The following is a 19660-nucleotide window of genomic DNA, read 5'->3' as shown; positions in this document are numbered from 1 at the left end:
CATGCGCGGTGTGGCCTTGACCATCGGCGCGGTCGCGCTGGTGGCGGCGGGGACCGGCTGGCTGGCGCTCGGCCCCGGGGCGGTCGATGCGCCGCAGGCCGCCGCGCCCCGCGCCACGGCGGCGGTCGCGGTGCCCACCGCGCCTCGTCCGGCGCAGTCCACCGCATCGGCCCCCGACGCCCTGCTCACCAGCGACCTCATCACCCTCTTCGACCAGGTGCTTGCCGAAGCGCAGGCCGACAGCAAGGCCACGCTGATGGCCCGCGCGCCCGCCCTGCTCGCCCCGCGCCTGCGCGAAGACTGGCGCGTGCGCGCGCTGGGCCTGCTCGAGCGCTACGTCGACATGCAGGAAGCCCTGCGCACCTTGCAACCACCCGCGCCGGGCGACCCGGCCTTTCTGCGGCGCAGCCTGGAGGCGCGCGAGGCGGTGCGCCGGCAGTTCTTCGCGCCCGAGGAAATCGAAGGCCTGTTCGGCAACCAGATCCGGCAGGACCGGTTCATGGCCGAGAAGATGGAGTTGCTGTCCAACCCCGACCTCACGCCCGAGCAGCGCGCCGCGGCGCTGGCCCAAAGCGAGCAGGCCTGGCTGTCGCCCGCGCAGCGCGAGGTGCGCAAGGAGGCGGTGGCCCATCTGGACGTGATGCGCCAGACCGAGGCGCTGCAGGCGCGTGGCGCCAGCCCCCAGGAGCGCTTTGCCGCGCGCAGCGAGGCTTACGGCTACGAAGTGGCGCGCGGCCTGGCCACGCTCGACCAGGAAACCCAGGAATGGAACGCCCGGCTCGACCGCTACGCCAGCGCGCCCGAGGCCGAGCGGGCCCAGCTGCGCGAGACGCTCTTCAACGAGAACGAGCGCCTGCGCCTGAGCGGGGCCCTGGCGATGCGCTCGGCCGCCGCGTCCAAGCCGGCGAAGTGAATCGGCTAAGTAAGCGCAGGCTTACGCAGGCTGCGCTTCGCCCATGGCCGAGGCCGGCAGGCCGAACACGCGGTCGAAGGCCCAGTTGAAGACGAAGGTGTAGACCAGGAAGAACACCACCAGGCCCAGGTCCATCACCAGCGCCTGCCAGAGCGACACGCCCAGGCCCCAGGCCAGCATCGGCACCAGGAAGGCGATCAGGCCGCCCTCGAAGCCGATGGCGTGGGCGATGCGGCGCTTCAGGCTGCGCCCGCGCACCGCCTGGCGCGACTCCCAGCGCTCGAACAGGGCGTTGAAGGTCAGGTTCCAGATCACCGCGATCACCGAGGCCCCCACGGCCAGCAGGCCCGAGTGGCCGAGCCCCGCGTCCGACATCAGGGCCAGGCCGGCGCTGGCCGCCACGATGGCGATGCCCTCGTAGAGGGAGATGTAAACGATCCGACGCTGAAGGCCCTGCATGACTGTTTCTCTGTGTGTTTGACTGCGATGGAGGGACTTTATTTGCTTTTAGTTGATATAAAAAGTTAACTTATTTCAGTTTTATTGATAGATCGGGCGCCATGGCTTTCTCCAGCGACAACGTCGAGGTCTTCCTGGCCGTGCTCGACCACGGCTCTTTCTCGGCCGCCGCGCGGGCGCTGCGCAAGGTGCCGTCGGCCGTCAGCATGGCCATCGCCAACCTCGAGGCCGAACTGGCGCTGCCGCTGTTCGACCGCAGCGGCCGCGAGCCCCAGCCCACGTCCGCCGCGCGCTCGCTCGAACCGCAGGCGCGGCTGCTCGCGGCCCAGCTGCGGCAGTTGCAGGTGCAGGCGCTGGCGCTCACGCAGGGGCTGGAAGACCGGCTCACGCTGGCCATCGCGCCCGAGCTGCTGGCCGCGCCCTGGAGCGGGCCGTTGGCCGCGCTGGCCGACGACTACCCGCTGCTGCAGGTCGAGGTGCTGGCGGCGCCGCAGGCCGACGCGCTGGCGCTGCTGCACAGCGGCCGGGCGCAGCTGGCGCTGGTGTTCGAGCGCCCCAGCCTCGACGGCCGCGAGGGCTTCCAGGAGGTGGGCAGCGACACCATGGTGGCCGTGATGGCGCCCGAGCACCCGGTGCTGCGCGCGGCGGCCGGCGGGCGCCTGCGCGAGGAGCACCTGACGAACACGCGCCAGATCGTGGTCGCGGGGCGCGACCTGGCCACCAGCGACCCGCGCTTCGTGTTCGCCCGGCATGTCTGGCGCACCGACAACGCGCTGGCCGCGCTGAGCCTGATCACCGCCGGGCTGGGCTGGGGCTGGCTGCCGCGCAACTTCGCGCGGCCGCACGTGGCGGCGGGCGCGCTGGTCGAGATTCCGTTCGAGAACCTCAGCAACGGGCTGGACCTGTGGGTGGACGTGGTGTGGTCGCGCGAACGGCCGCTGGGCCTGGGCGCGCAGCGCTTCGTGGCGCTGATCGCGCGCGACCGGCAGGCGGCGGCCGGCATCGGGACGCCGGCCGTGTGAGCCGGGTCAATTCTTTCCGTGGCCGTGGCCGTGCCCGCCTCCACCGCCGTGCCCACCGCCCCCGCCGTGCGGACGCCCTCCTCCACCCCCGCCGCCCCCACCGGGCCGGCCCCCGCCCGGATGCGGATGCGACACGCCCGGCGGCGGCCCAGGCCGGAAGCCCGGCTGCGGGCGCGGCGGGCGGAACCCCGGGTCGACGGGCGGCCGGATGCCCGGCCCGTGCGGTGGACGGACCCCAGGTCCATGAGGTGGACGGACCCCGGGTCCGTGGGGCGGACGCACGCCAGGCCCCGGCCAGGGCCGCGGCTGCCAGCCCGGGTGCACGGGCGGCGGCGGGCGCCAGCCCGCGATCGGCGGCGGCGGGGGCCGGTGGCCCCACCAGCGCCGGTCGCCGTACCAGGGGCGGTCGCGGTAGTAGTCGGCCCAGTAGCTGCCGATCACGAAGCTCACGATCGGCACGCCGATGACCGCGCCGTAGGTGGCCAGCGGCACGCGCTGCTGCTGGTAGGCGTAGTCGAGGTTCCTGGCCCAGACCCAGCCGCGCCCGCCGTCGGGCAGCACCACGTCGCACCAGCCGTAGCCGCTGGTGCAGCCGACCACGTCGACCGGCTGCCCCGGCCCGAGCCGCGCCACCAGCGGGTAGTCGCCCGAGGGCCCGGCGCGCAGGTTGACCGCGCCGCGCGTGAAGGCCTGCTGCGCCGCCGCCGCAAGCGGCAGCAGCAGGACGAGCGCGCCCAAGGCAGCGCGGCGCAAGAAGGATGTGGCGTTCATGGGAGGCTCCTGTGCGCCCCAGCGTAGGCGTGGGGCGGGGAGCCGTCAATCAGCCGAGGGCGCGCGCGGCGCCCGGCGTCAGGCGGCTTCTTTGTAGAAGCCGTTGCTGTTCAGCAGGCGCCCCTTCGCAGGCGCCACCGCCGCACCGATCGCCGCGATGTGGTCCGGCGTGGTGCCGCAGCAGCCGCCCACGATGTTCACCAGCCCCTCGGCCGCGAACTCGTGCAGCAGGCGCGAGGTGACGTCGGGCGTCTCGTCGAAGCCGGTGTCGCTCATCGGGTTGGGCAGGCCGGCGTTCGGGTAGCAGCTGATGTAGGTGTCGCCCGCCACGCGCGCCAGTTCCTGGATGTAGGGGCGCATCAGCGTCGCGCCCAGCGCGCAGTTCAGGCCGATGGCCAGCGGCTGCGCATGGCGCACGCTGTGCCAGAAGGCGGTCACGGTCTGGCCGCTGAGGATGCGCCCCGACGCATCGGTCACCGTGCCGCTGATGATCAGCGGCAGGCGCTGGCCGCTGTTGTCGAAATATTCGTCCACCGCGAACAACGCGGCCTTGGCGTTGAGCGTGTCGAAGATGGTCTCGACCAGGATCACGTCGGCGCCGCCTTCGACCAATGCTTCGGTCTGCTCGTAGTACGCCGCGCGCAGCGATTCGAAATCGACATTGCGCGCGCCGGGGTCGTTCACGTCGGGGCTGATGCTCGCGGTCTTGGGCGTCGGGCCGAGGGCGCCGGCCACGAAGCGCGGCTTGTCGGGCGTGCTGTACTTGTCGCAGGCCGCGCGCGCCAGCTTGGCCGATTCGAGGTTCATCTCGCGCGCCAGGTGGGCCATCCTGTAGTCCTCCTGCGCGATGGTGGTGGCGCCGAAGGTGTTGGTCTCGATGAGGTCGGCGCCGGCCGCGAGGTAGGCCTCGTGGATGTCGGTGATGACGTCGGGGCGCGTGAGCGACAGCAGCTCGTTGTTGCCCTTCACGTCGCGCTCGAAGTCCTTGAAGCGCTCGCCGCGGTATTGCTCTTCGGTGAGCTTGAAGCGCTGGATCATCGTGCCCATCGCGCCGTCGAGGATGGCAATGCGGTTGGCGAGGATGCCCGGCAGCGCCTGGCCGCGGGTATAGATGAGGGGCTTGGTCATGTCCGCGATTGTAAAAACCCCGGTCTGGCCCGGCGCGCAGGCGGGTCTTGCCGGCGTCAGCCTTGCCCGCCCGCGATCTCCGCCAGCGCCTGCACGAAGCGCGCGTTGTCCGCGTCGGTGCCCACCGACACGCGGATGAAGGTCTCGAACCCCGGCTCCTTCCAGGGCTTGACGATGATCCCGCGCGCCAGCAGGGCCTCGTTGACCGGCGCGTTGGGCCGCCCGAGGTCGACGAACAGGAAGTTGGCCGCCGAAGGCGCGATGCGCAGGCTCGGCCAGACCGACCCGGCCAGGGCGCGAAGCTGCGCCGCCAGCGCCTCGCGCTGCTGCACCGTGCGCGCCACCGCCTGTGCCATGAAGGCCTCGTCGCCCCAGGCCGCCAGCGCCGCGGCCTGCGCCGCCAGGTTCACGTTGAAAGGCGTGCGCACGCGGTCGAGCAGCTGCACCAGCGCCGCGTCGGACGCAATGCCGTAGCCCACACGCAGGCCGGCCAGGCCCCAGGCCTTGGAGAAGGTGCGCAACACGATCCAGGGGGAGCGGCCTTCGCCGGCCGCCTGCCATGCGCGCAGCAGGGCGAGCACGTCGGGGTAGCCGGGCGCCAGCCGCGCATATTCGTAGTAGGCCTCGTCCACCACCAGCAGCGTGCCCGCGGGCACCGCCGCGAGCAGGCGCGCGAAGTCGCCGGCATCGAATATGCAGCCGACCGGGTTCGAGGGGTTGGCCAGCATCACCACCTTGGGCCCGCGCGCGAGCGCCGCGCACCAGGCCTCCAGGTCGAAGCCGAGTTCCGGCGTGAGCGTCAGCAGTTCGACCTGCGCGCCCATCATGCGCGGGTAGATCTCGTGCAGGCCGAAGGCCGGGCGCTGCGTAAGCACGCGGTCGCCCGGCGACAGCAGCGCCTGGCACAGCATCTGCAGGATGTCCTCGGAGCCGTTGCCGATCACCACCTCACCGGGCTGCGCACCGGTGCGCTCCGCAATCGCGGCACGCAGCGCCGTGGAGTTGGCGTCGGGGTAGGTGCCCGCGCGCGCCGCCAGGTCGACCAGCGCCCGCGCCACCGCGGGGCTGGAGCCGTACGGGTTCTCGTTGCTCGCCAGCCGCGCGATCTCGCTGACGCCGTAGCGCGCGCGCACGGCGTCCGAGGACAGCCCCGCGTTGTAGGGCGGCAGCGGCGGCACCTCGGGGCGCGCGAACGCGTGGATGGCGGCGCTCACCGGGCGCCGCCTTCGACGAAGGCCAGCACGGCTTCCAGCATGCGGCGCACGTGCGGCTTCACGCCCGCGGCCACGTCGGGCAGGTAGTCGAAGGGCAGCGCTTCCTGCATGTAGCTCGACTGGGTCATCTCCAGCTGCACCGCGTGCACGCCGCCGGCCGGGTTGCCGTACTGGCGCGTGATGTGGCCGCCCTTGAAGCGGCCGTTGAGCACGCCGGTGTAGCCCGGCGCCGATTCGGCGATGCCGCGCAGCGTGGCGGCCAGCGCGGGGTCGCAGCTCTTGCCGTCGGCGGTGCCCAGGTTCAGGTCGGGCAGCTTGCCTTCGAAGAAGCGCGGCAGCACGGAGCGGATCGAGTGCGCGTCCCACAGCGCGACGGTGCCGTGCGCGGCCGTGAGGCGATCGAGCTCGGCCTGCAGCTGCTGGTGGTACGGGCGCCAGACGGCCTCGCGGCGTTCGGCAACTTCTTCGTCGGACGGGTGGTCTTCGGGCTTCGCATAGACCGGCGTGTCGTCGAAGGTGTCGACCGGGCACAGGCCGGTGACGCTCTGGCCCGGGTACAGGCTGGCGCCGTCCGGCGGACGGTTCAGGTCGACCACGTAGCGCGAGTGCGTGGCCACGAGCACCGAGGCGCCGAGCGCGTCGGCGAAGTCGTAGAGCTGCTCGAGGTGCCAGTCGGTGTCGGGCACGTGGCGCGCCTCGTCGGTGAAGCGCGCGGCCAGCGCGGGCGGCACGTGCGTGCCGACGTGCGGCATCGAGATCAGCAGCGGGCGCGTGCCCTGGCGGAAGCGGAACGCCGGTTCGGTGGTGGTGAAGGCCATGGGAATTCAGTCCTTGAGGAGTTGGGTGCGCGCGGCAACGAAGGCGGCGGCGGCATCGCCATGCAGCGCGTGGCGCCCGGCCGTGACGCGCGGGCGGCCCGCCACCCAGACCGCGTCGACGGCCGAGGTGCGGTGGCTCGCGAACACATGGGCCGAGAGCATGTCGGGCGCCGACAGGCCCTGCAGCGCGAGGTGATGGGCATCGAGCACGACGAAGTCGGCCTGCTGCCCCGCGGCCAGCCCGCCGACCGCGCGGCCCGAAGCTTGCGCCCCGCCCTGCACGGCTTCGAGCGTGAGCGCGGTGGCCACGTGCGGCTGCGCCGCGCTGGCGCCGACGTTGCGCTGGCGCCGGCCCAGGCGCTGGCTGTACTCGAGCATCAGCAGTTCCTCGGCCGCGTTGACGCTGGCGTGGCTGTCGGAGCCCACGCCCCAGGCGCCGCCGTGGTTGCGCCAGCGCGCGAAGTCGAAGATGCCGTCGCCCAGGTTGGCCTCGGTGGTCGGGCACAGGCCCGCGACCGCGCCGCTCTGGGCCGCGTATTCGTACTCGGCGTCGTTCATGTGCGTGGCGTGCACGAGGCACCAGCGCGCATCGACGCTCGCGTGGTCGAGCAGCCATTCGACCGGGCGCAGGCCGCTCCACTCCACGCAGTCGTCCACTTCCTTCGTCTGCTCGGCGATGTGGATGTGGACCGGCGCGGTGCGGTCGATGGCGTCCAGGCCGGCGAGCGCCTCGCGCAGCGCCTCGGGCGGCACGGCGCGCAGCGAATGCGGCGCCAGGCCCAGGCGCGCGCCCTGCGCGTCGCAGTCGGGCTTGAGCGCGTCGAGCAGGCGCAGCATCGATTCGGTCGAGCGGATGAAGCGGCGCTGTCCGTCGGTGGGCGGCTGGTCGCCGAAGCCGCTGGTCTGGTAGAGCACGGGCAGCAGCGTGAAGCCGATGCCCGTGTTCTGCGCGGCGCGCAGCAGCGCACGGCTCAGCGCCGCGTCGTCGGCGTAGGGACGCCCGTCGGTGTCGTGGTGCACGTACTGGAACTCGCACACGCTGGTGTAGCCCGCCTCGAGCATCTCGGCGTAGAGCCAGGTCGCGATGGCCTCCATGTGCTGCGGACCGAGGCGCGCGGCAAAGCGGTACATCAGCGTGCGCCAGCTCCAGAAGCTGTCCTGCTGTTCGGCGCGGTGCTCGGTGAGCCCCGCGAAGGCGCGCTGGAAGGCGTGCGAATGCAGGTTGGGCATGCCCGGGATCACCGGGCCGGTCGCCACCTGCGCACCCGCGGGCGGTTGCGCGCCGGCCTGCACCTGCGTGAGCTGGCCGGCGTCGTTCCACGTCAGCAGGACGTTCTTCGTCCAGCCTGCGGGCAGCAGCGCATCGGCTGCGAAAAGCGTGTGTGTCATTCGGTGGCTCCGATGGCGATGCGTCCCTGGCGCACCACGGCGCGCACCGGCTGCTGGCCGAACCAGTAGGCCAGCTCGGCGGCGTCGTGCAGGTTCCAGAGCACGAAGTTGGCGGGCATGCCGGGCGCGATGGCGCCGTGCGTGTCCTGCAGGCCCAGCGCGCGCGCGGCGTGCACGGTGACGCCGGCCAGCGCCTCGGGCACGGTGAGGCGGAACAGCGTGCAGGCCATGTTGACCATCAGCAGCAGGCTCAGCGTCGGCGAGGTGCCGGGGTTGTGGTCGGTCGACACGGCCATCGGCACGCCCGCGGCGCGCAGCGCGTCGATGGGCGGCAGGTGCGTGTCGCGCAGCGTGTAGTAGGCGCCGGGCAGCAGCACGGCCACGGTGCCCGACTGGCGCATGGCCGCGATGCCGTCGGCCGACAGGTGCTCGATGTGGTCGCACGACAGCGCGCCGTAGCGCGCGGCCAGCGCCGCGCCGCCCATGTCCGACAGCTGCTCGGCATGCAGCTTCACGGGCAGGCCCAGCGCCTTGGCGGCTTGGAAGACCTGCTCGGTTTCCGCGAGCGAGAAGGCGATGCGCTCGCAGAACACGTCGACCGCATCGACCAGCCCTTCGGCGGCGAGCGCAGGCAGCATCTCTTTGCAGACAAGGTCGATGTAGTCGCCGCTGCGGCCGGCGTACTCGGGCGGCAGTGCGTGCGCGCCGAGGAAGGTGGTGCGCACGGTGACGCCGTAGGCCTGGCCCAGTCGCCGCGCCACGCGCAGCTGCTTGCGCTCGTGCTCGAGCGCCAGGCCGTAGCCCGACTTGATCTCGATGGCGCAGGCACCGTCGGCCAGCAGCTGCTCGAGGCGCGCGGCGGCCTGGGCGAACAGCGTGTCCTCGTCGGCCTCGCGCGTGGCGCGCACCGACGAGACGATGCCGCCACCGGCCTTCGCCACTTCTTCGTACGTCGCGCCCGCGAGCCGCATCGCGAACTCGTTGGCGCGCTGGCCGCCGTAGACCAGGTGCGTGTGGCAATCGACGAGGCCGGGCGTGACGAGCGCACCGCCGCCGTCGTGCGACGCGAGCCCCGCGAATTCGGCGGGCAGGTCGGCGCGCGCGCCGACCCAGCGGACCGTGCCCTGCGCGACCACAAGGGCGGCTTCGGCGTCGGGCGCCAAGGTGACGCCGGGCGCCGCACCGGGCGCCAGGCGCAGGCCGGTCCACAGGCCGTCGGCCGAGGGGAATTCGCTGGGGGGTGTCATCGTCATCTCCTGTTCTTTGCTTGGGCCGCTCAGGCCGGCACGAAGCGCACGGCCACCAGCCGCGCGCCGTCGCTCGCCGGTGCGGCCTGCCATGCCTGCGCGGCGTCGGTCCAGCACAGGCCGTCGCCGTCGCCCAGGGCCTCGCCGTCATTCAAGCGCCACTCACCGCGCAACGCCAGCAGCACGCCGTGCGGCGCGGGCGCGATGTCGGCGGCGCGTTCCAGCACCTGCACGTCGGCGCGCCACTGACCGCTGCGCGCCATCACGTTGAAGTCGTTCGAGGCGCCGCCGAGCAGCGTGCAGTCGATCGGGTCGTCGCCCGAAAAGGCGAAGGGCTGGTGCGGCACGTCGAGCCGGTGCGACACGCGGCCGTCGTGCGTGAAGAGGCGCACGCCGTCGCCTTCGAGCAGCATGATCTGGCGGTCGATGCCCGGGAACACCGAGAACGGGCCGGGCGACGCGATGGTGGCGATGCTCACGCGCCAGCCGAAGCTGTCGAGCCCCGCGCCTGGCGGCCAGCTGGCGATTTCCTGCGTGGTGCCGCCGCCGTTCTTCCAGGGCGTGGCACGCAGGGTCGCGCGCGAAAAACGCTGCACGCTCATCGCATCAATCCGCCCTGGCGCAGCTTCTGTTCGAAATGCCGCAGGATCAGCGTCATCGTGCCCGTGAGCATGAAGTACACGAGCGCGATGGCCAGGTACACCTCGAGCGAGCGGTACGACACGCTGATGATCTTCTGGCCTTCGTGCATCACATCGTGGATCGTGAGCAGCGACACCAGCGCCGAGTTCTTGATGAGCGCGATGAACTCGTTGCCCAGCGGCGGGATCATGCGCACCACGGCCTGCGGCAGCACGATCTGGCGCATGGCCACGCCGGGCGTCATGCCCAGCGATTGCGCGGCCATGGTCTGGCCCTTGTCGATCGACTGGATCGCGCCGCGCACGATTTCGGACACGTAGGCGCCCGAATACACGCCGAGCCCCAGCACGCCGCACACGAAGGCCGGCAGCAGGATGCCGAAGTGCGGCAGGCCGAAGAACAGGATGAACAGCTGCACCAGCAGCGGCGTGCCGCGAATCGCCGCCACGTAGGCGGTGCACACGCCGTAGATCCAGCGCCGCTTCGGGTTCAGCCGGCCGATGCCGACCAGCAGGCCCAGCACGCAACCCAGGGCCAGCGCGCAGGCGGTGATCTCCACCGTGACCAGCGCGCCGCGCAGCAGGTCGGGCCAGCCCTGCCAGACGGGCGAGAAATCGAAGTCCATGGCGCGCTTACTTGGCGGTGGCGCTGAACCACTTCTTGACGATGGCCGCGTAGGTGCCGTCGGCCTTGAGCTTCTCGATCGCGCCGTTCACGGCCTTGGTGAGCTCGGGCGTGTCCTTGCGGATGGCCATGCCGTATTCCTCGGTCGTGATCTGCTCGTCGAGCACCTTCAGGCCGCCGCGCGTGCGCACGTACTGGAAGGCGGCGGGCTTGCCGGTGACGGCGGCGTCGGCACGGCCGATGTCCACGAGGTTGAACATCTCCTGGTTCTTCTCGACCTCCATCAGCTGCACCTGCGGGAATTTCTCCTTCGTGTACGACACGGACTTGGTGCCCACCTGCACGCTGACCTTCTTGCCGTTGATGTCGGCCGGCTTCTTGATGGTCGTGTTGTTGTCCTTCACCATGACCACGAGGCCGCCGGCGTAGTACGGCACGGTGAAGTCGACGACCTTCTTGCGCTCGTCGGTGATGTAGATGCCCGACACGGCCATGTCGAAGCGCTTCGAAATGAGGCCCGGCACGAGGCCCTTGAAGTCGATGTCGATCCACTCGATCTTGCGGCCCAGCGTCTTGCCAATGGCCTCGACCAGCTCCACGTCGAAGCCGGTGCGCTTGCCGTTTTCCACGAACTCCATCGGCGGGAAGGTGGCGTCGGTGGCCACGCGCAGCGGCTCGCCCTGGGCTTGCGCGGCGCCAGCGAAACCGAAGAAGGCGAGGCCGGACAGGGCGGCGGCGACGAGGGTGCGACGGGTGTTCATGGGGAGGGCTTTCGTGGAGGTGAGGGAGGGAGAAAGAAAAAGAAAAGCGGCGACTACTGCAGTGCGCGCGAGATGCGGGCCGCCGTGACGACGGTCATGTGGACCAATGCAGCTTCCATGCCTTCGACGCGCGTGAGCGGCGCCATGAGCGTGATCGCCCCGCGCAGGCGCCGGCCCGCGGCCAGCACCGGCGCGCTCGCGCCCCACACGCCGGCATCGACCTCGCCGTGGGTCACGGCATGGCCGGCGGCGCGGATGGCGTCGAGTTCGGCGGCGCGCTCGGCACGGCGTTCGGGGCCTTCGTCGAGCCCGTCGAGCAGCAGGTCGCGCGCGTCGTCGGGCGCATGGGCCAGCAGGCACTTGGCGCTGGCGCCGTCGCGCGCGGGCACGCTGCGGCCGCGGTCGAAGGAGCAGCGCAGCGACTGTTCGCTGTCGATCATCTCCAGGCACACGACGCGCTCGTTCACCAGGGTGACGAGCGCCACGCTCTCGTGGCTCTGCTGCGCCAGCACGCGCATGTCGGCGCGCGCGGCCATCACGAGGTCGGAGTTGCCGTCGAAACCGCTGGCCAGCTGCACGCTGACGGGCCCCGGCGAGTAGCGGCCCTCGGACTCCATCACGAAGCCCCAGCGGCGCAAGGTGGCGACCTGGCGGTACAGCGTGCTCTGCGACAGGCCGGTGGCCTGCACCAGCTCGGCCGCCGTCATCGCCGCCTTGCTTTGCGCCAGCACCGACAGCACGAACAGCGCGCGGTCGTTGTGGGCGGGAGCGTCAAGGGGGGTCGTCATCGGGGGCAATCGCTGGGCGGTCGAAAGTGGATGCGGCGTGCAGTATCTTGCTCGCCGTTCTCACGACCAAGCCCGAATTCCCACTCGATGGGAATGAGCGCGTTTTTTCTTTCTACCTTCGTCTTACCGAGGCTCAGCGCACCAGCAGCGGAAAGAGCGGATCGTCCATCGGCGCGCCGGCCGGCAGGCGCTCGGCCAGGCCTGGGAAATCGGGCGAGGTCTTCCAGCTGCGCGGGGCGTGGCGGATGTCGTCGCCCAGGAAGCGCACCGAGAACACGCGGCGCCGGTTCGGCCCCTCGACGCCGGCGGCCGCATGCAGCGTGAGCATGTGGAAGCAGACGAAGTCGCCCGGCTCGATGTCCCAGCCGACGATGGGGAAGCGCTCGCGCGCGCCCTCGATGTCGGGCAGGTCGTCGAGGCTGCCTTCGGGGAACCACTTGGCGTGGTTGTCCATGAAGGTGCGCGGCATGAGCCACGGCCCCTTGTGGGAGCCGGCCACGAACTCGAGCGTGGCGGCACGCGACACCGGATCGACCGGAATCCACATGCTGACGTTCTGCATGCCCTCGATGTTGTAGTAGGGCTGGTCCTGGTGCCACGGCGTGCGCTGGCGCGTGCCGGGCTCCTTCACGAGCAGGTGGTCGTGGTACAGGCGCACGGTGTCGGAGCCCATGAGCCGCTGCGCGAGTTGCGCCAGCGGCGCCTGCCGGATGAAGCGGCCGAAGGCGTCGATCTCCTGCCAGTTGCAGAAGTCCTCGAAGAAGCGGCCCGGGTCGTCGGGCCGGCTCGCGACCTTGGCGCGCGGGCTGGGCGCCGCCAGGTTCGCCTCGATGCCGCCCTGCAGCAGCGCGAGTTCGTCGGCCGTGAGCAGCTGGCGGATGCAGACCGCGCCGTCGCGCTGGAACTGCGCCACCAGCGCGTCGTCCACGCGTTCGCGCACGCGGCGCTGCAGGTCGGAAGCATCGAGGGTCATCGTCGGGTCTCCTTCTTTTTCGGGGTGTCGGTGACCCGCTTTTTTACTTCACCTGCGGCGCCTGCCGGCCTTACTTGATCATCGGCAGCTTCAAGCCCTGCTTCTTCGCCGTGGCGACCGCGATGTCGTAGCCCGCGTCGGCATGGCGCATCACGCCGGTGGCCGGGTCGTTGAAGAGCACGCGCCCGATGCGCTTGGCCGCGGCGTCGGTGCCGTCGCACACGATCACCACGCCCGAGTGCTGCGAGTAGCCCATGCCCACGCCGCCGCCGTGGTGCAGGCTGACCCAGGTCGCGCCGCCGGCCGTGTTGAGCAGGGCGTTGAGCAGCGGCCAGTCGGAGACGGCGTCGGTGCCGTCCTTCATGGCTTCGGTCTCGCGGTTCGGGCTGGCGACCGAGCCGGTGTCCAGGTGGTCGCGGCCGATGACGATCGGGCCCTTGAGCTCGCCGTTCTTCACCATCTCGTTGAAGGCCAGGCCGGCGATGTGGCGCTCGCCCAGGCCGAGCCAGCAGATGCGCGCGGGCAGGCCCTGGAAGGCGATGCGCTCGCGCGCCATGTCGAGCCAGCGGTGCGTGTGGGTGTTGTCGGGGAACAGCTCCTTGATCTTGGCGTCGGTCTTGTAGATGTCTTCCGGGTCGCCCGAGAGCGCGACCCAGCGGAACGGGCCCTTGCCTTCGCAGAACAGCGGACGGATGTAGGCCGGCACGAAGCCCGGGAAGTCGAAGGCGTTCTTCACGCCTTCGTCGAACGCGACCTGGCGGATGTTGTTGCCGTAGTCGACCGTGGGGATGCCCATGGCCTGGAAGTCGAGCATGGCCTGCACGTGCACGGCGCACGACTTGGCGGCGGCCTTCTTCAGGGCGTCGTGTTGCGACGCGTCCTTCATGGCGGCCTGCCATTGCGGCACGCTCCAGCCCGAGGGCAGGTAGCCGTTGATCAGGTCGTGCGCGGAGGTCTGGTCGGTCACGAGGTCGGGCTTGAGGCCGCCGGCCTTCGCGCGCTTGACCAGCTCGGGCAGGATGTCGGCCGCGTTGCCCAGCAGCGCGATCGACACGGCTTCCTTGGCATCGCAGTGCTGCTTGATGAGTTCGAAGGCGTGGTCGATGTCGCGTGCCTGCTTGTCGACGTAGCGCGTGCGCAGGCGGAAGTCGATGCTCGACTGCTGGCACTCGATGTTCAGCGACACGGCGCCGGCCAGCGTGGCCGCGAGCGGCTGCGCGCCGCCCATGCCGCCCAGGCCGGCCGTGAGGATCCACTTGCCCGCGAGGCTGTTGTTGTAGTGCTGGCGGCCGGCTTCGACGAAGGTTTCGAAGGTGCCTTGCACGATGCCCTGGCTGCCGATGTAGATCCAGCTGCCCGCCGTCATCTGGCCGTACATGAAGAGGCCCTGGCGATCGAGCTCGTTGAAGTGCTCCCAGTTGGCCCACTTCGGCACGAGGTTGGAGTTGGCGAGCAGCACGCGCGGTGCGTCGGCGTGCGTCTTGAACACGCCGACCGGCTTGCCCGACTGGATGAGCAGCGTCTCGTCGTCTTCCAGTTCCTTCAGCGAGGCGAGGATCTGGTCGTAGCAGGCCCAGTCGCGCGCGGCGCGGCCGATGCCGCCGTACACCACGAGGTCTTGCGGGCGCTCGGCCACCTCGGCGTCGAGGTTGTTCTGCAGCATGCGGTACGGCGCTTCGGTGAGCCAGCTCTTGCAGTTGAGCTCGGTGCCGCGCGGGGCGCGGATCACGCGGGTCGGGTCATGGCGCGGATCGGCGCCGGCGGCGGGGGTGTTCAGGGCGAATTTGTCGGGTGCGTTCATGGCGTGGTTCTCCTTGTCGGGTGGCAGTCGGTACGGATCACTTCGAGTGGCTGGGCAGGATGTCGAGCAGCGCGGCCGGCAGGTCGGCCGCGAGCGCCCACAGGCGCATGGCTTCGATGTCGGGTGCGAGGTAGCGGTCGGTCTCGAGGAACGCGACTTTCTGGCGGATGCGGGCGAACTCCGCTTCGACCAGCGGCGAACTCTTCAGCTTGCGCTTGAGTTCGATGCCCTGGGCGGCGGCCATCGCTTCGATGCCCACCACCACGGCGGTGTTGTTGACCATGTCGCCCAGGCGGCGCGCCGCGAAGGTGGCCATCGACACGTGGTCTTCCTGGTTGGCCGAGGTCGGCAGGCTGTCGACGCTGGCGGGGTGCGCGTGCGACTTGTTTTCCGAGGCGAGCGCGGCGGCCGTGACCTGCGCGATCATGAAGCCGGAGTTCAGGCCGCCGTCGCGCACCAGGAAGGGCGGCAGGCCCGACAGGCCGCTGTCGAGCAGCAGCGCGAGGCGGCGCTCGGCGATGGCGCCGACTTCGCTCACGGCCAGCGCAATGATGTCGGCCGCGAAGGCGACCGGCTCGGCGTGGAAGTTGCCGCCCGAGATCACCTCGCCGGTGTCGCAGAACACGAGCGGGTTGTCCGACGCGGCGTTCGCTTCGATGACCAGCACGCGCGAGGCGTGGGCCAGGTTGTCGAGGCAGGCGCCCATCACCTGCGGGATGCAGCGCACCGAGTACGGGTCCTGCACGCGGCCGCAGTCGGCGTGCGAAGGCACGATCTCGCTGCCGTCGAGCAGCGTGCGCACGGCGCCGGCCACGGCGATCTGGCCGGGCTGGCCGCGCGCGGCGTGGATGCGCGCGTCGAAGGGCTTGATCGAACCCTGGATGGCTTCGAGCGACAGCGCGCCCGACATCAGCGCGGCGGCAAACACGTCTTCGGCGCCGAACAGGCCGGCGAGCGCCAGCGCGGTCGACACCTGCGTGCCGTTGAGCAGCGCCAGGCCCTCCTTGGGGCCGAGCACGAAGGGCTCGAGGCCGATGCTGCGCATGGCTTCGGCGCCGCTCACCTTCTTGCCGTCGGCCAGCGTGGCTTCGCCTTCGCCGATCAGCACGCAGGCCATGTGGGCCAGCGGCGCGAGGTCGCCCGAGGCGCCGACCGAGCCCTTGCACGGGATGCTGGGCGTGACGCCGGCGTTGAACAGCGCCAGCAGCGCATCGACCAGCGCGGGCCGCACGCCCGAGTGGCCGCGCGCCAGGCTCACGGCCTTGGTCGCGAGGATCATGCGCACCACCGGCGCGGCCAGCGGCTCGCCCGTGCCCACGCTGTGCGAGAGCACGAGGTTGCGCTGCAGCTCGGCCAGGTGGTCGTTGCCGATGCGCGTGCTGGCGAGCTTGCCGAAACCGGTGTTGATGCCGTAGACCACCTCGTCGTTCTCGACGATGTGGCGCACCGCGGCCTCGGCCTTGGCCATGCCGTCCTGCACCGACGGGTCGAGCGCAAGGTGCACGCCGCCGGCCTGGATGCGTCGCAGCATCGCGAGGTCGACCTTGCCGGGCGTGAGGGTCAATGTGGCGTGGGAAGTGGCGGTGTGATTGCTTGGCATGTGAACCTGTCTATACAAGTGGTTGCGAGAGAAAACGTGGGCCTCTGAGGGTCGAAAAAAAACGGTCTGTCTAGCCGAAGGTCGGGTTGCCGTCGGATTTAAAGCGGCTGCCCAGGCTGTAGCGCGAGGCCGGATGCAGGCAGCGCACCCAGGTCACGGGCGTGTTGCGGATCCAGGTGCGGCGCGTCAGCAGCAGGCAGGGGTCGGTGGGCGCCATCGCGAGCCGCTCGGCCTGTTCGGCGCTGGGCAGCACGGCATCGACGACGTGTTCGATCTGGTCGAAGGGCACGTTGCGCACCAGGTATTCGCTGGGCGGCACGGCCGTGAAGTCCTGCTCGAGAAAGTCGGGCACGACCTGCGGGTTGACGTAGCGCTCCTCGAGCTGCACGGGCGTGTCGTTGTCCAGGTGCAGGCAGGCGCTGTGGAACACCGAGTCGCCCGCGCGCAGGTCGAGCCAGGCGGCCACGTCGGGCGAGGCCGCGAGGCGCTCGACCGCGAGCATCTCGCAGCGGTAGTCGTGGCCGCGCTGGCGGATCTCGCTGGCGATGTTGGCGATCTGCAGCAGCGTCGACTGCGGCTTGTTCTCGGCCACGAAGCTGCCGACGCCGGCCACGCGCACGATGCGCCCCTGCTCCATGAGTTCGCGCAGGGCGCGGTTCACGGTCATGCGCGCCATGCCGAACTGCGCGACCAGCTCGTTCTCGGAAGGCAGGCGGTGGCCGGGCGGCCACGTGCCGTCCTGGATCTTGCGGGAGATGTGATCCTTGACTTGCGCATAGAGCGCGAGGGACGGCAGGTCGCGTTTCATCGTGCTTTCAATGTTCCGCGGCGGCCATCGACTCGGCGCGGATTTCTTCGGTCAGGCGCGCCTTGATGTCCATGAACTCGGGCGAGGTCTTGATGGTGTAGCTGCGCGGGTGCGGAAAGTCGACCGCGATCTCGGTCTTGATGCGGCCCGGCCGCGCGCTGAACACCGCCACGCGGTTGGCCATGAAGATCGCCTCGTCGATGTCGTGCGTGACGAACAGCACCGTCTTCTGCGCCGACTCCCAGATGCCCAGCAGCAGCTCCTGCATGAGCACGCGGGTCTGGTTGTCGAGCGCGCCGAAGGGCTCGTCGAGCAGCAGCATCTTGGGGTCGTTGGCCAGCGCGCGCGCAATGGCCGTGCGCTGCTGCATGCCGCCCGAGAGCTGCTTGGGAAAGTGGTGCTCGAAGCCGCGCAGGCCGACCTTGGCGATGAAGAACTCGCTGCGTTCCTTCTGGTCGGCCTCGCTCATGCCGCGCTCACGCAGGCCGAAGCGGATGTTCTGCGCCACCGTGAGCCACGGGAAGAGCGTGTAGCTCTGGAACACCACGCCGCGGTCGGCGCCCGGGCCTTCGATGCGCTCGCCGTCGAGCATCACCTGGCCGGTGGTCGGGAAGTCGAGCCCCGCCACGATGCGCAGCAGCGTCGACTTGCCGCAGCCCGAGGGGCCGAGGATGGTGACGAAGTCGTTCTCCTTCACCTCGAAGTCGATCGGCTGCAGCGCCTGCGTGCGCTGGCCCTTGGTGCCGGTGAAGACGCGCGAGACGCCTTGAATGGAAAGTTGGTTCTTCACAGTGCAGCCCATGCAAACAGACGGCGATTCATCGCCTTGAAAGCGAAGTCGGACAACAGGCCGATGACGCCGATCACGATGATCCCGAAGATGATCTGGCCGGTGTTCAGCAGCGCCTGGCTGTCGGTGATCATGTGGCCGATGCCCGACGAGGAGCCGATGAGCTCGGCCACGATCACATAGGTCCAGGCCCAGCCCAGCACGAGGCGCAGCGTTTCGGCGATGCCCGGCGCGGCCCCCGGAATGAGCACGCGCGCCACGATGCCGCGGCTGTTGGCGCCCAGCGTGTAGGCGGCCTCGACGAGGTCGCGCCGCGCGCCGCCCACGGTGACGGCCACCATCAGCACGATCTGGAAGAACGAGCCGATGAAGATCACCAGGAGCTTCTGCATTTCGCCCAGGCCCGCCCACAGGATGAGCAGCGGAATGAAGGCCGAGGCCGGCAGGTAGCGGCAGAACGAGACGAAGGGCTCGAAGAAGGCCTCGACGGTCTTCCAGGTGCCCATGGCCACGCCCAGCGGCACCGCGATGACGGCCGCCAGCAGGAAGCCGCCAAACACGCGCCACACGGTCATGCCGATGTCGCCGATGAAGCCGTACTCGGTGAAGAGCAGCCAGCCCTCTTTCACCATCGTGATCGGGCTCGCCAGGAAGGTGGGCGACACGAAGCCGCCCAGCGTGGCGATGCCCCACACCACCACGAAGAGCACGAAGAAGCCCAGCCCCAGCATCGTGCGCGCGGATGCGCTGATGGGTTCGAGCGGCGCGAACACTCGGCGCCGCACGGGAGGCGCGGGCGGCGGCGTCACGGCGCGCGCCGGAGCGGCGGTCATCGGTTGCATCTGCGGCAAGGCCTTACTTGACATAGCTGGCGTCGAAGGTGGCGGCATAGTCTTCCGGCGCCTTGCGGATCACGCCGGCCTCCAGCAGGATGGCCGCGGCTTCCTTCATGAAGCTGGTGAGCTCGCCCGCGAAGAACTTCTGGTTGGCGGCCTTGTCCTGCCAGCGCAGGTAGGCCGACGACTTGGCGAACTGCTCGCCGCTTTGCTTGACGGCCGAACCCATGAGCTCGTTGGCCTTGGCCGGGTCGGCCTTGATCAGGTCCAGCGCGTCGAAGTACGACTTGGTGAGCGCGGCGGCGGCCTTGGCGTTGGCCTTGAGCCAGGTGGGCGCGCAGCCGACGGTGTCCATCACCATCGGGTAGTCGAGCGTGGTGGCCAGGATCTTGCCGGCGGCCGGGTTGGCGCGCACGGTCGACAGGTAGGGCTCGTAGGTCATGGCGGCGTCGTTCTGGCCGGCCACGAAAGCCTGCGCAGCGGGCTGCGGCTCGAGCGAGACCACCTTCACGTCCTTCAGGCTCATGCCGTTCTTGCTGAGCATCCAGGCCAGGCCGAAGTACGGCGCGGTGCCCGGGGCGCTCACGCCGATGCTCTTGCCCTTGAGGTCGGAGAAGCTCTTCACGTCGTTGCGCACGGCCAGGCCGTCGGCGCCGTAGGACTTGTCCATCTGGAAGATCTGCACGATCGGCACGCCGTTGGCGTTCCAGGCCACGTGCGTCTCCACCGTGGTGGCCGCGCACTGGATCGCGCCGGAGGCCAGCGCCAGGTGGCGGTCCTTCTGCGGGATCATCTTGAGTTCGACGTCCAGCCCGTTCTTCTTGAAGATGCCGGCCTTGTCGGCCAGCGACAGCGGCGCAAAGCCGGTCCAGCCGGACATGCCGAGCGAAATCTTCGTGTCCTGGGCGGCGGCCGTTCCGGCCATGCCCGCTGCACATGCACCTGCTGCCAGCAGCGAAGCGACTTTCACAACTACCGTCTTGACCATGGGGACTCCTGGTTCCATTTTTTGAGAGAGGTGACTCGGCGATACATGCCCGGGGGATATGGGCAGCACGCCTCGCATTGTTGCCAGG

Annotated in this window: 20 protein-coding genes; 2 read left to right on the top strand and 18 right to left on the bottom strand. The window is 70.2% G+C overall.

Annotation, left to right across the window (positions count from 1 at the left end):
- Position 1: 1 nt before the first annotated feature.
- Positions 2–913 (top strand): lipase secretion chaperone, encoded by a 912-nt coding sequence (locus tag AC07OX_RS23035; protein ID WP_495262021.1) that lies wholly within the window; start codon positions 2–4, stop codon positions 911–913.
- A gap of 21 nt (positions 914–934) precedes the next feature.
- Here the strand turns inward: AC07OX_RS23035 and AC07OX_RS23030 are convergent, their stop codons facing one another.
- Positions 935–1372, bottom strand: a complete 438-nt coding sequence (locus tag AC07OX_RS23030) for a PACE efflux transporter (RefSeq protein ID WP_062473998.1) — start codon at positions 1370–1372, stop codon at positions 935–937.
- 101 nt (positions 1373–1473) lie between these two features.
- Between AC07OX_RS23030 and AC07OX_RS23025 the strand changes: the two genes are divergently transcribed.
- Positions 1474–2394: a LysR family transcriptional regulator gene (locus AC07OX_RS23025; protein WP_495262020.1), complete on the top strand. Its 921-nt coding sequence runs from the start codon at positions 1474–1476 to the stop codon at positions 2392–2394.
- A gap of 6 nt (positions 2395–2400) precedes the next feature.
- Here the strand turns inward: AC07OX_RS23025 and AC07OX_RS23020 are convergent, their stop codons facing one another.
- The 17 genes from AC07OX_RS23020 to AC07OX_RS22940 all read right to left on the bottom strand — a co-directional run bounded on the left by AC07OX_RS23020 (position 2401) and on the right by AC07OX_RS22940 (position 19572).
- Positions 2401–3165, bottom strand: coding sequence for an SH3 domain-containing protein (locus AC07OX_RS23020; protein ID WP_159278916.1), 765 nt, complete (start codon positions 3163–3165; stop codon positions 2401–2403).
- A 78-nt stretch (positions 3166–3243) separates the two neighbouring features.
- Entirely contained in the window at positions 3244–4293 is a 1050-nt protein-coding gene (locus tag AC07OX_RS23015) for a homocysteine S-methyltransferase family protein (RefSeq protein WP_495262019.1), read from the bottom strand.
- Positions 4294–4349: 56 nt separating this feature from the next.
- Positions 4350–5507, bottom strand: a complete 1158-nt coding sequence (locus AC07OX_RS23010) for a histidinol-phosphate transaminase (RefSeq protein WP_495262018.1) — start codon at positions 5505–5507, stop codon at positions 4350–4352.
- The gene (gene hutG, locus AC07OX_RS23005; protein ID WP_062482294.1) at positions 5504–6325 is read right to left on the bottom strand and encodes an N-formylglutamate deformylase; all 822 of its coding nucleotides are present in this window, start codon (positions 6323–6325) and stop codon (positions 5504–5506) included. The genes AC07OX_RS23010 and hutG overlap by 4 nt, the downstream gene beginning before the upstream one ends.
- Before the next feature lie 6 nt (positions 6326–6331).
- A complete protein-coding gene (locus AC07OX_RS23000) occupies positions 6332–7714 on the bottom strand; it encodes a formimidoylglutamate deiminase (protein ID WP_495262017.1) in 1383 nt (460 codons plus the stop codon).
- Complete coding sequence (gene hutI, locus AC07OX_RS22995) at positions 7711–8967, bottom strand: imidazolonepropionase (RefSeq protein WP_495262016.1); 1257 nt, start codon at positions 8965–8967, stop codon at positions 7711–7713. Before hutI ends, AC07OX_RS23000 begins: the two co-directional genes overlap by 4 nt.
- Before the next feature lie 23 nt (positions 8968–8990).
- On the bottom strand, positions 8991–9563 hold the full coding sequence (locus AC07OX_RS22990) for a HutD/Ves family protein (protein WP_495262015.1): 573 nt from the start codon (positions 9561–9563) through the stop codon (positions 8991–8993).
- Positions 9560–10228, bottom strand: coding sequence for an amino acid ABC transporter permease (locus AC07OX_RS22985; RefSeq protein ID WP_062482282.1), 669 nt, complete (start codon positions 10226–10228; stop codon positions 9560–9562). The genes AC07OX_RS22990 and AC07OX_RS22985 overlap by 4 nt, the downstream gene beginning before the upstream one ends.
- A 7-nt stretch (positions 10229–10235) precedes the next feature.
- Positions 10236–10988: a transporter substrate-binding domain-containing protein gene (locus AC07OX_RS22980; RefSeq protein ID WP_062482279.1), complete on the bottom strand. Its 753-nt coding sequence runs from the start codon at positions 10986–10988 to the stop codon at positions 10236–10238.
- A 53-nt stretch (positions 10989–11041) separates the two neighbouring features.
- Positions 11042–11776: an IclR family transcriptional regulator gene (locus AC07OX_RS22975; protein WP_095951039.1), complete on the bottom strand. Its 735-nt coding sequence runs from the start codon at positions 11774–11776 to the stop codon at positions 11042–11044.
- A 133-nt stretch (positions 11777–11909) separates the two neighbouring features.
- On the bottom strand, positions 11910–12749 hold the full coding sequence (locus AC07OX_RS22970; protein WP_495262014.1) for a phytanoyl-CoA dioxygenase family protein: 840 nt from the start codon (positions 12747–12749) through the stop codon (positions 11910–11912).
- A gap of 70 nt (positions 12750–12819) precedes the next feature.
- Entirely contained in the window at positions 12820–14550 is a 1731-nt protein-coding gene (gene hutU, locus AC07OX_RS22965; RefSeq protein ID WP_495262013.1) for a urocanate hydratase, read from the bottom strand.
- Positions 14551–14587: 37 nt separating this feature from the next.
- Positions 14588–16150 carry a histidine ammonia-lyase gene (gene hutH, locus AC07OX_RS22960; RefSeq protein ID WP_095951037.1) on the bottom strand — a complete coding sequence of 521 codons (1563 nt, stop codon included), beginning with the start codon at positions 16148–16150 and terminating at the stop codon, positions 14588–14590.
- Between the two features lie 70 nt (positions 16151–16220).
- A complete protein-coding gene (gene hutC / locus AC07OX_RS22955; protein ID WP_062481289.1) occupies positions 16221–16958 on the bottom strand; it encodes a histidine utilization transcriptional repressor HutC in 738 nt (245 codons plus the stop codon).
- A gap of 7 nt (positions 16959–16965) precedes the next feature.
- On the bottom strand, positions 16966–17760 hold the full coding sequence (locus AC07OX_RS22950; RefSeq protein ID WP_062481286.1) for an ABC transporter ATP-binding protein: 795 nt from the start codon (positions 17758–17760) through the stop codon (positions 16966–16968).
- Positions 17745–18590 (bottom strand): ABC transporter permease, encoded by an 846-nt coding sequence (locus AC07OX_RS22945; protein ID WP_370681937.1) that lies wholly within the window; start codon positions 18588–18590, stop codon positions 17745–17747. The genes AC07OX_RS22950 and AC07OX_RS22945 overlap by 16 nt, the downstream gene beginning before the upstream one ends.
- Before the next feature lie 13 nt (positions 18591–18603).
- On the bottom strand, positions 18604–19572 hold the full coding sequence (locus tag AC07OX_RS22940) for an ABC transporter substrate-binding protein (RefSeq protein WP_495262012.1): 969 nt from the start codon (positions 19570–19572) through the stop codon (positions 18604–18606).
- Positions 19573–19660: the final 88 nt, after the last annotated feature.

The sequence above is a fragment of the Variovorax sp. GW821-FHT09D07 genome (assembly GCF_059416345.1).
This window is presented reverse-complemented; position numbering and strand designations above follow the sequence as displayed.

What these genes read in the sequence shown, in the direction of transcription:
- AC07OX_RS22975 (WP_095951039.1), bottom strand. Translation starts at nt 11,776, where the DNA reads ATGACGACCCCCCTTGACGCTCCCGCCCACAACGACCGCGCGCTGTTC.
- hutI (WP_495262016.1), bottom strand. Translation starts at nt 8,967, where the DNA reads ATGACGATGACACCCCCCAGCGAATTCCCCTCGGCCGACGGCCTGTGG.
- hutC (WP_062481289.1), bottom strand. Translation starts at nt 16,958, where the DNA reads ATGAAACGCGACCTGCCGTCCCTCGCGCTCTATGCGCAAGTCAAGGAT.
- AC07OX_RS22970 (WP_495262014.1), bottom strand. Translation starts at nt 12,749, where the DNA reads ATGACCCTCGATGCTTCCGACCTGCAGCGCCGCGTGCGCGAACGCGTG.
- AC07OX_RS22980 (WP_062482279.1), bottom strand. Translation starts at nt 10,988, where the DNA reads ATGAACACCCGTCGCACCCTCGTCGCCGCCGCCCTGTCCGGCCTCGCC.
- AC07OX_RS22985 (WP_062482282.1), bottom strand. Translation starts at nt 10,228, where the DNA reads ATGGACTTCGATTTCTCGCCCGTCTGGCAGGGCTGGCCCGACCTGCTG.
- AC07OX_RS23020 (WP_159278916.1), bottom strand. Translation starts at nt 3,165, where the DNA reads ATGAACGCCACATCCTTCTTGCGCCGCGCTGCCTTGGGCGCGCTCGTC.
- AC07OX_RS22945 (WP_370681937.1), bottom strand. Translation starts at nt 18,590, where the DNA reads ATGCAACCGATGACCGCCGCTCCGGCGCGCGCCGTGACGCCGCCGCCC.
- AC07OX_RS22990 (WP_495262015.1), bottom strand. Translation starts at nt 9,563, where the DNA reads ATGAGCGTGCAGCGTTTTTCGCGCGCGACCCTGCGTGCCACGCCCTGG.
- AC07OX_RS23000 (WP_495262017.1), bottom strand. Translation starts at nt 7,714, where the DNA reads ATGACACACACGCTTTTCGCAGCCGATGCGCTGCTGCCCGCAGGCTGG.
- AC07OX_RS22950 (WP_062481286.1), bottom strand. Translation starts at nt 17,760, where the DNA reads ATGGGCTGCACTGTGAAGAACCAACTTTCCATTCAAGGCGTCTCGCGC.
- hutG (WP_062482294.1), bottom strand. Translation starts at nt 6,325, where the DNA reads ATGGCCTTCACCACCACCGAACCGGCGTTCCGCTTCCGCCAGGGCACG.
- hutU (WP_495262013.1), bottom strand. Translation starts at nt 14,550, where the DNA reads ATGAACGCACCCGACAAATTCGCCCTGAACACCCCCGCCGCCGGCGCC.
- AC07OX_RS23035 (WP_495262021.1), top strand. Translation starts at nt 2, where the DNA reads ATGCGCGGTGTGGCCTTGACCATCGGCGCGGTCGCGCTGGTGGCGGCG.
- AC07OX_RS23025 (WP_495262020.1), top strand. Translation starts at nt 1,474, where the DNA reads ATGGCTTTCTCCAGCGACAACGTCGAGGTCTTCCTGGCCGTGCTCGAC.
- AC07OX_RS23030 (WP_062473998.1), bottom strand. Translation starts at nt 1,372, where the DNA reads ATGCAGGGCCTTCAGCGTCGGATCGTTTACATCTCCCTCTACGAGGGC.
- AC07OX_RS22940 (WP_495262012.1), bottom strand. Translation starts at nt 19,572, where the DNA reads ATGGTCAAGACGGTAGTTGTGAAAGTCGCTTCGCTGCTGGCAGCAGGT.
- hutH (WP_095951037.1), bottom strand. Translation starts at nt 16,150, where the DNA reads ATGCCAAGCAATCACACCGCCACTTCCCACGCCACATTGACCCTCACG.
- AC07OX_RS23015 (WP_495262019.1), bottom strand. Translation starts at nt 4,293, where the DNA reads ATGACCAAGCCCCTCATCTATACCCGCGGCCAGGCGCTGCCGGGCATC.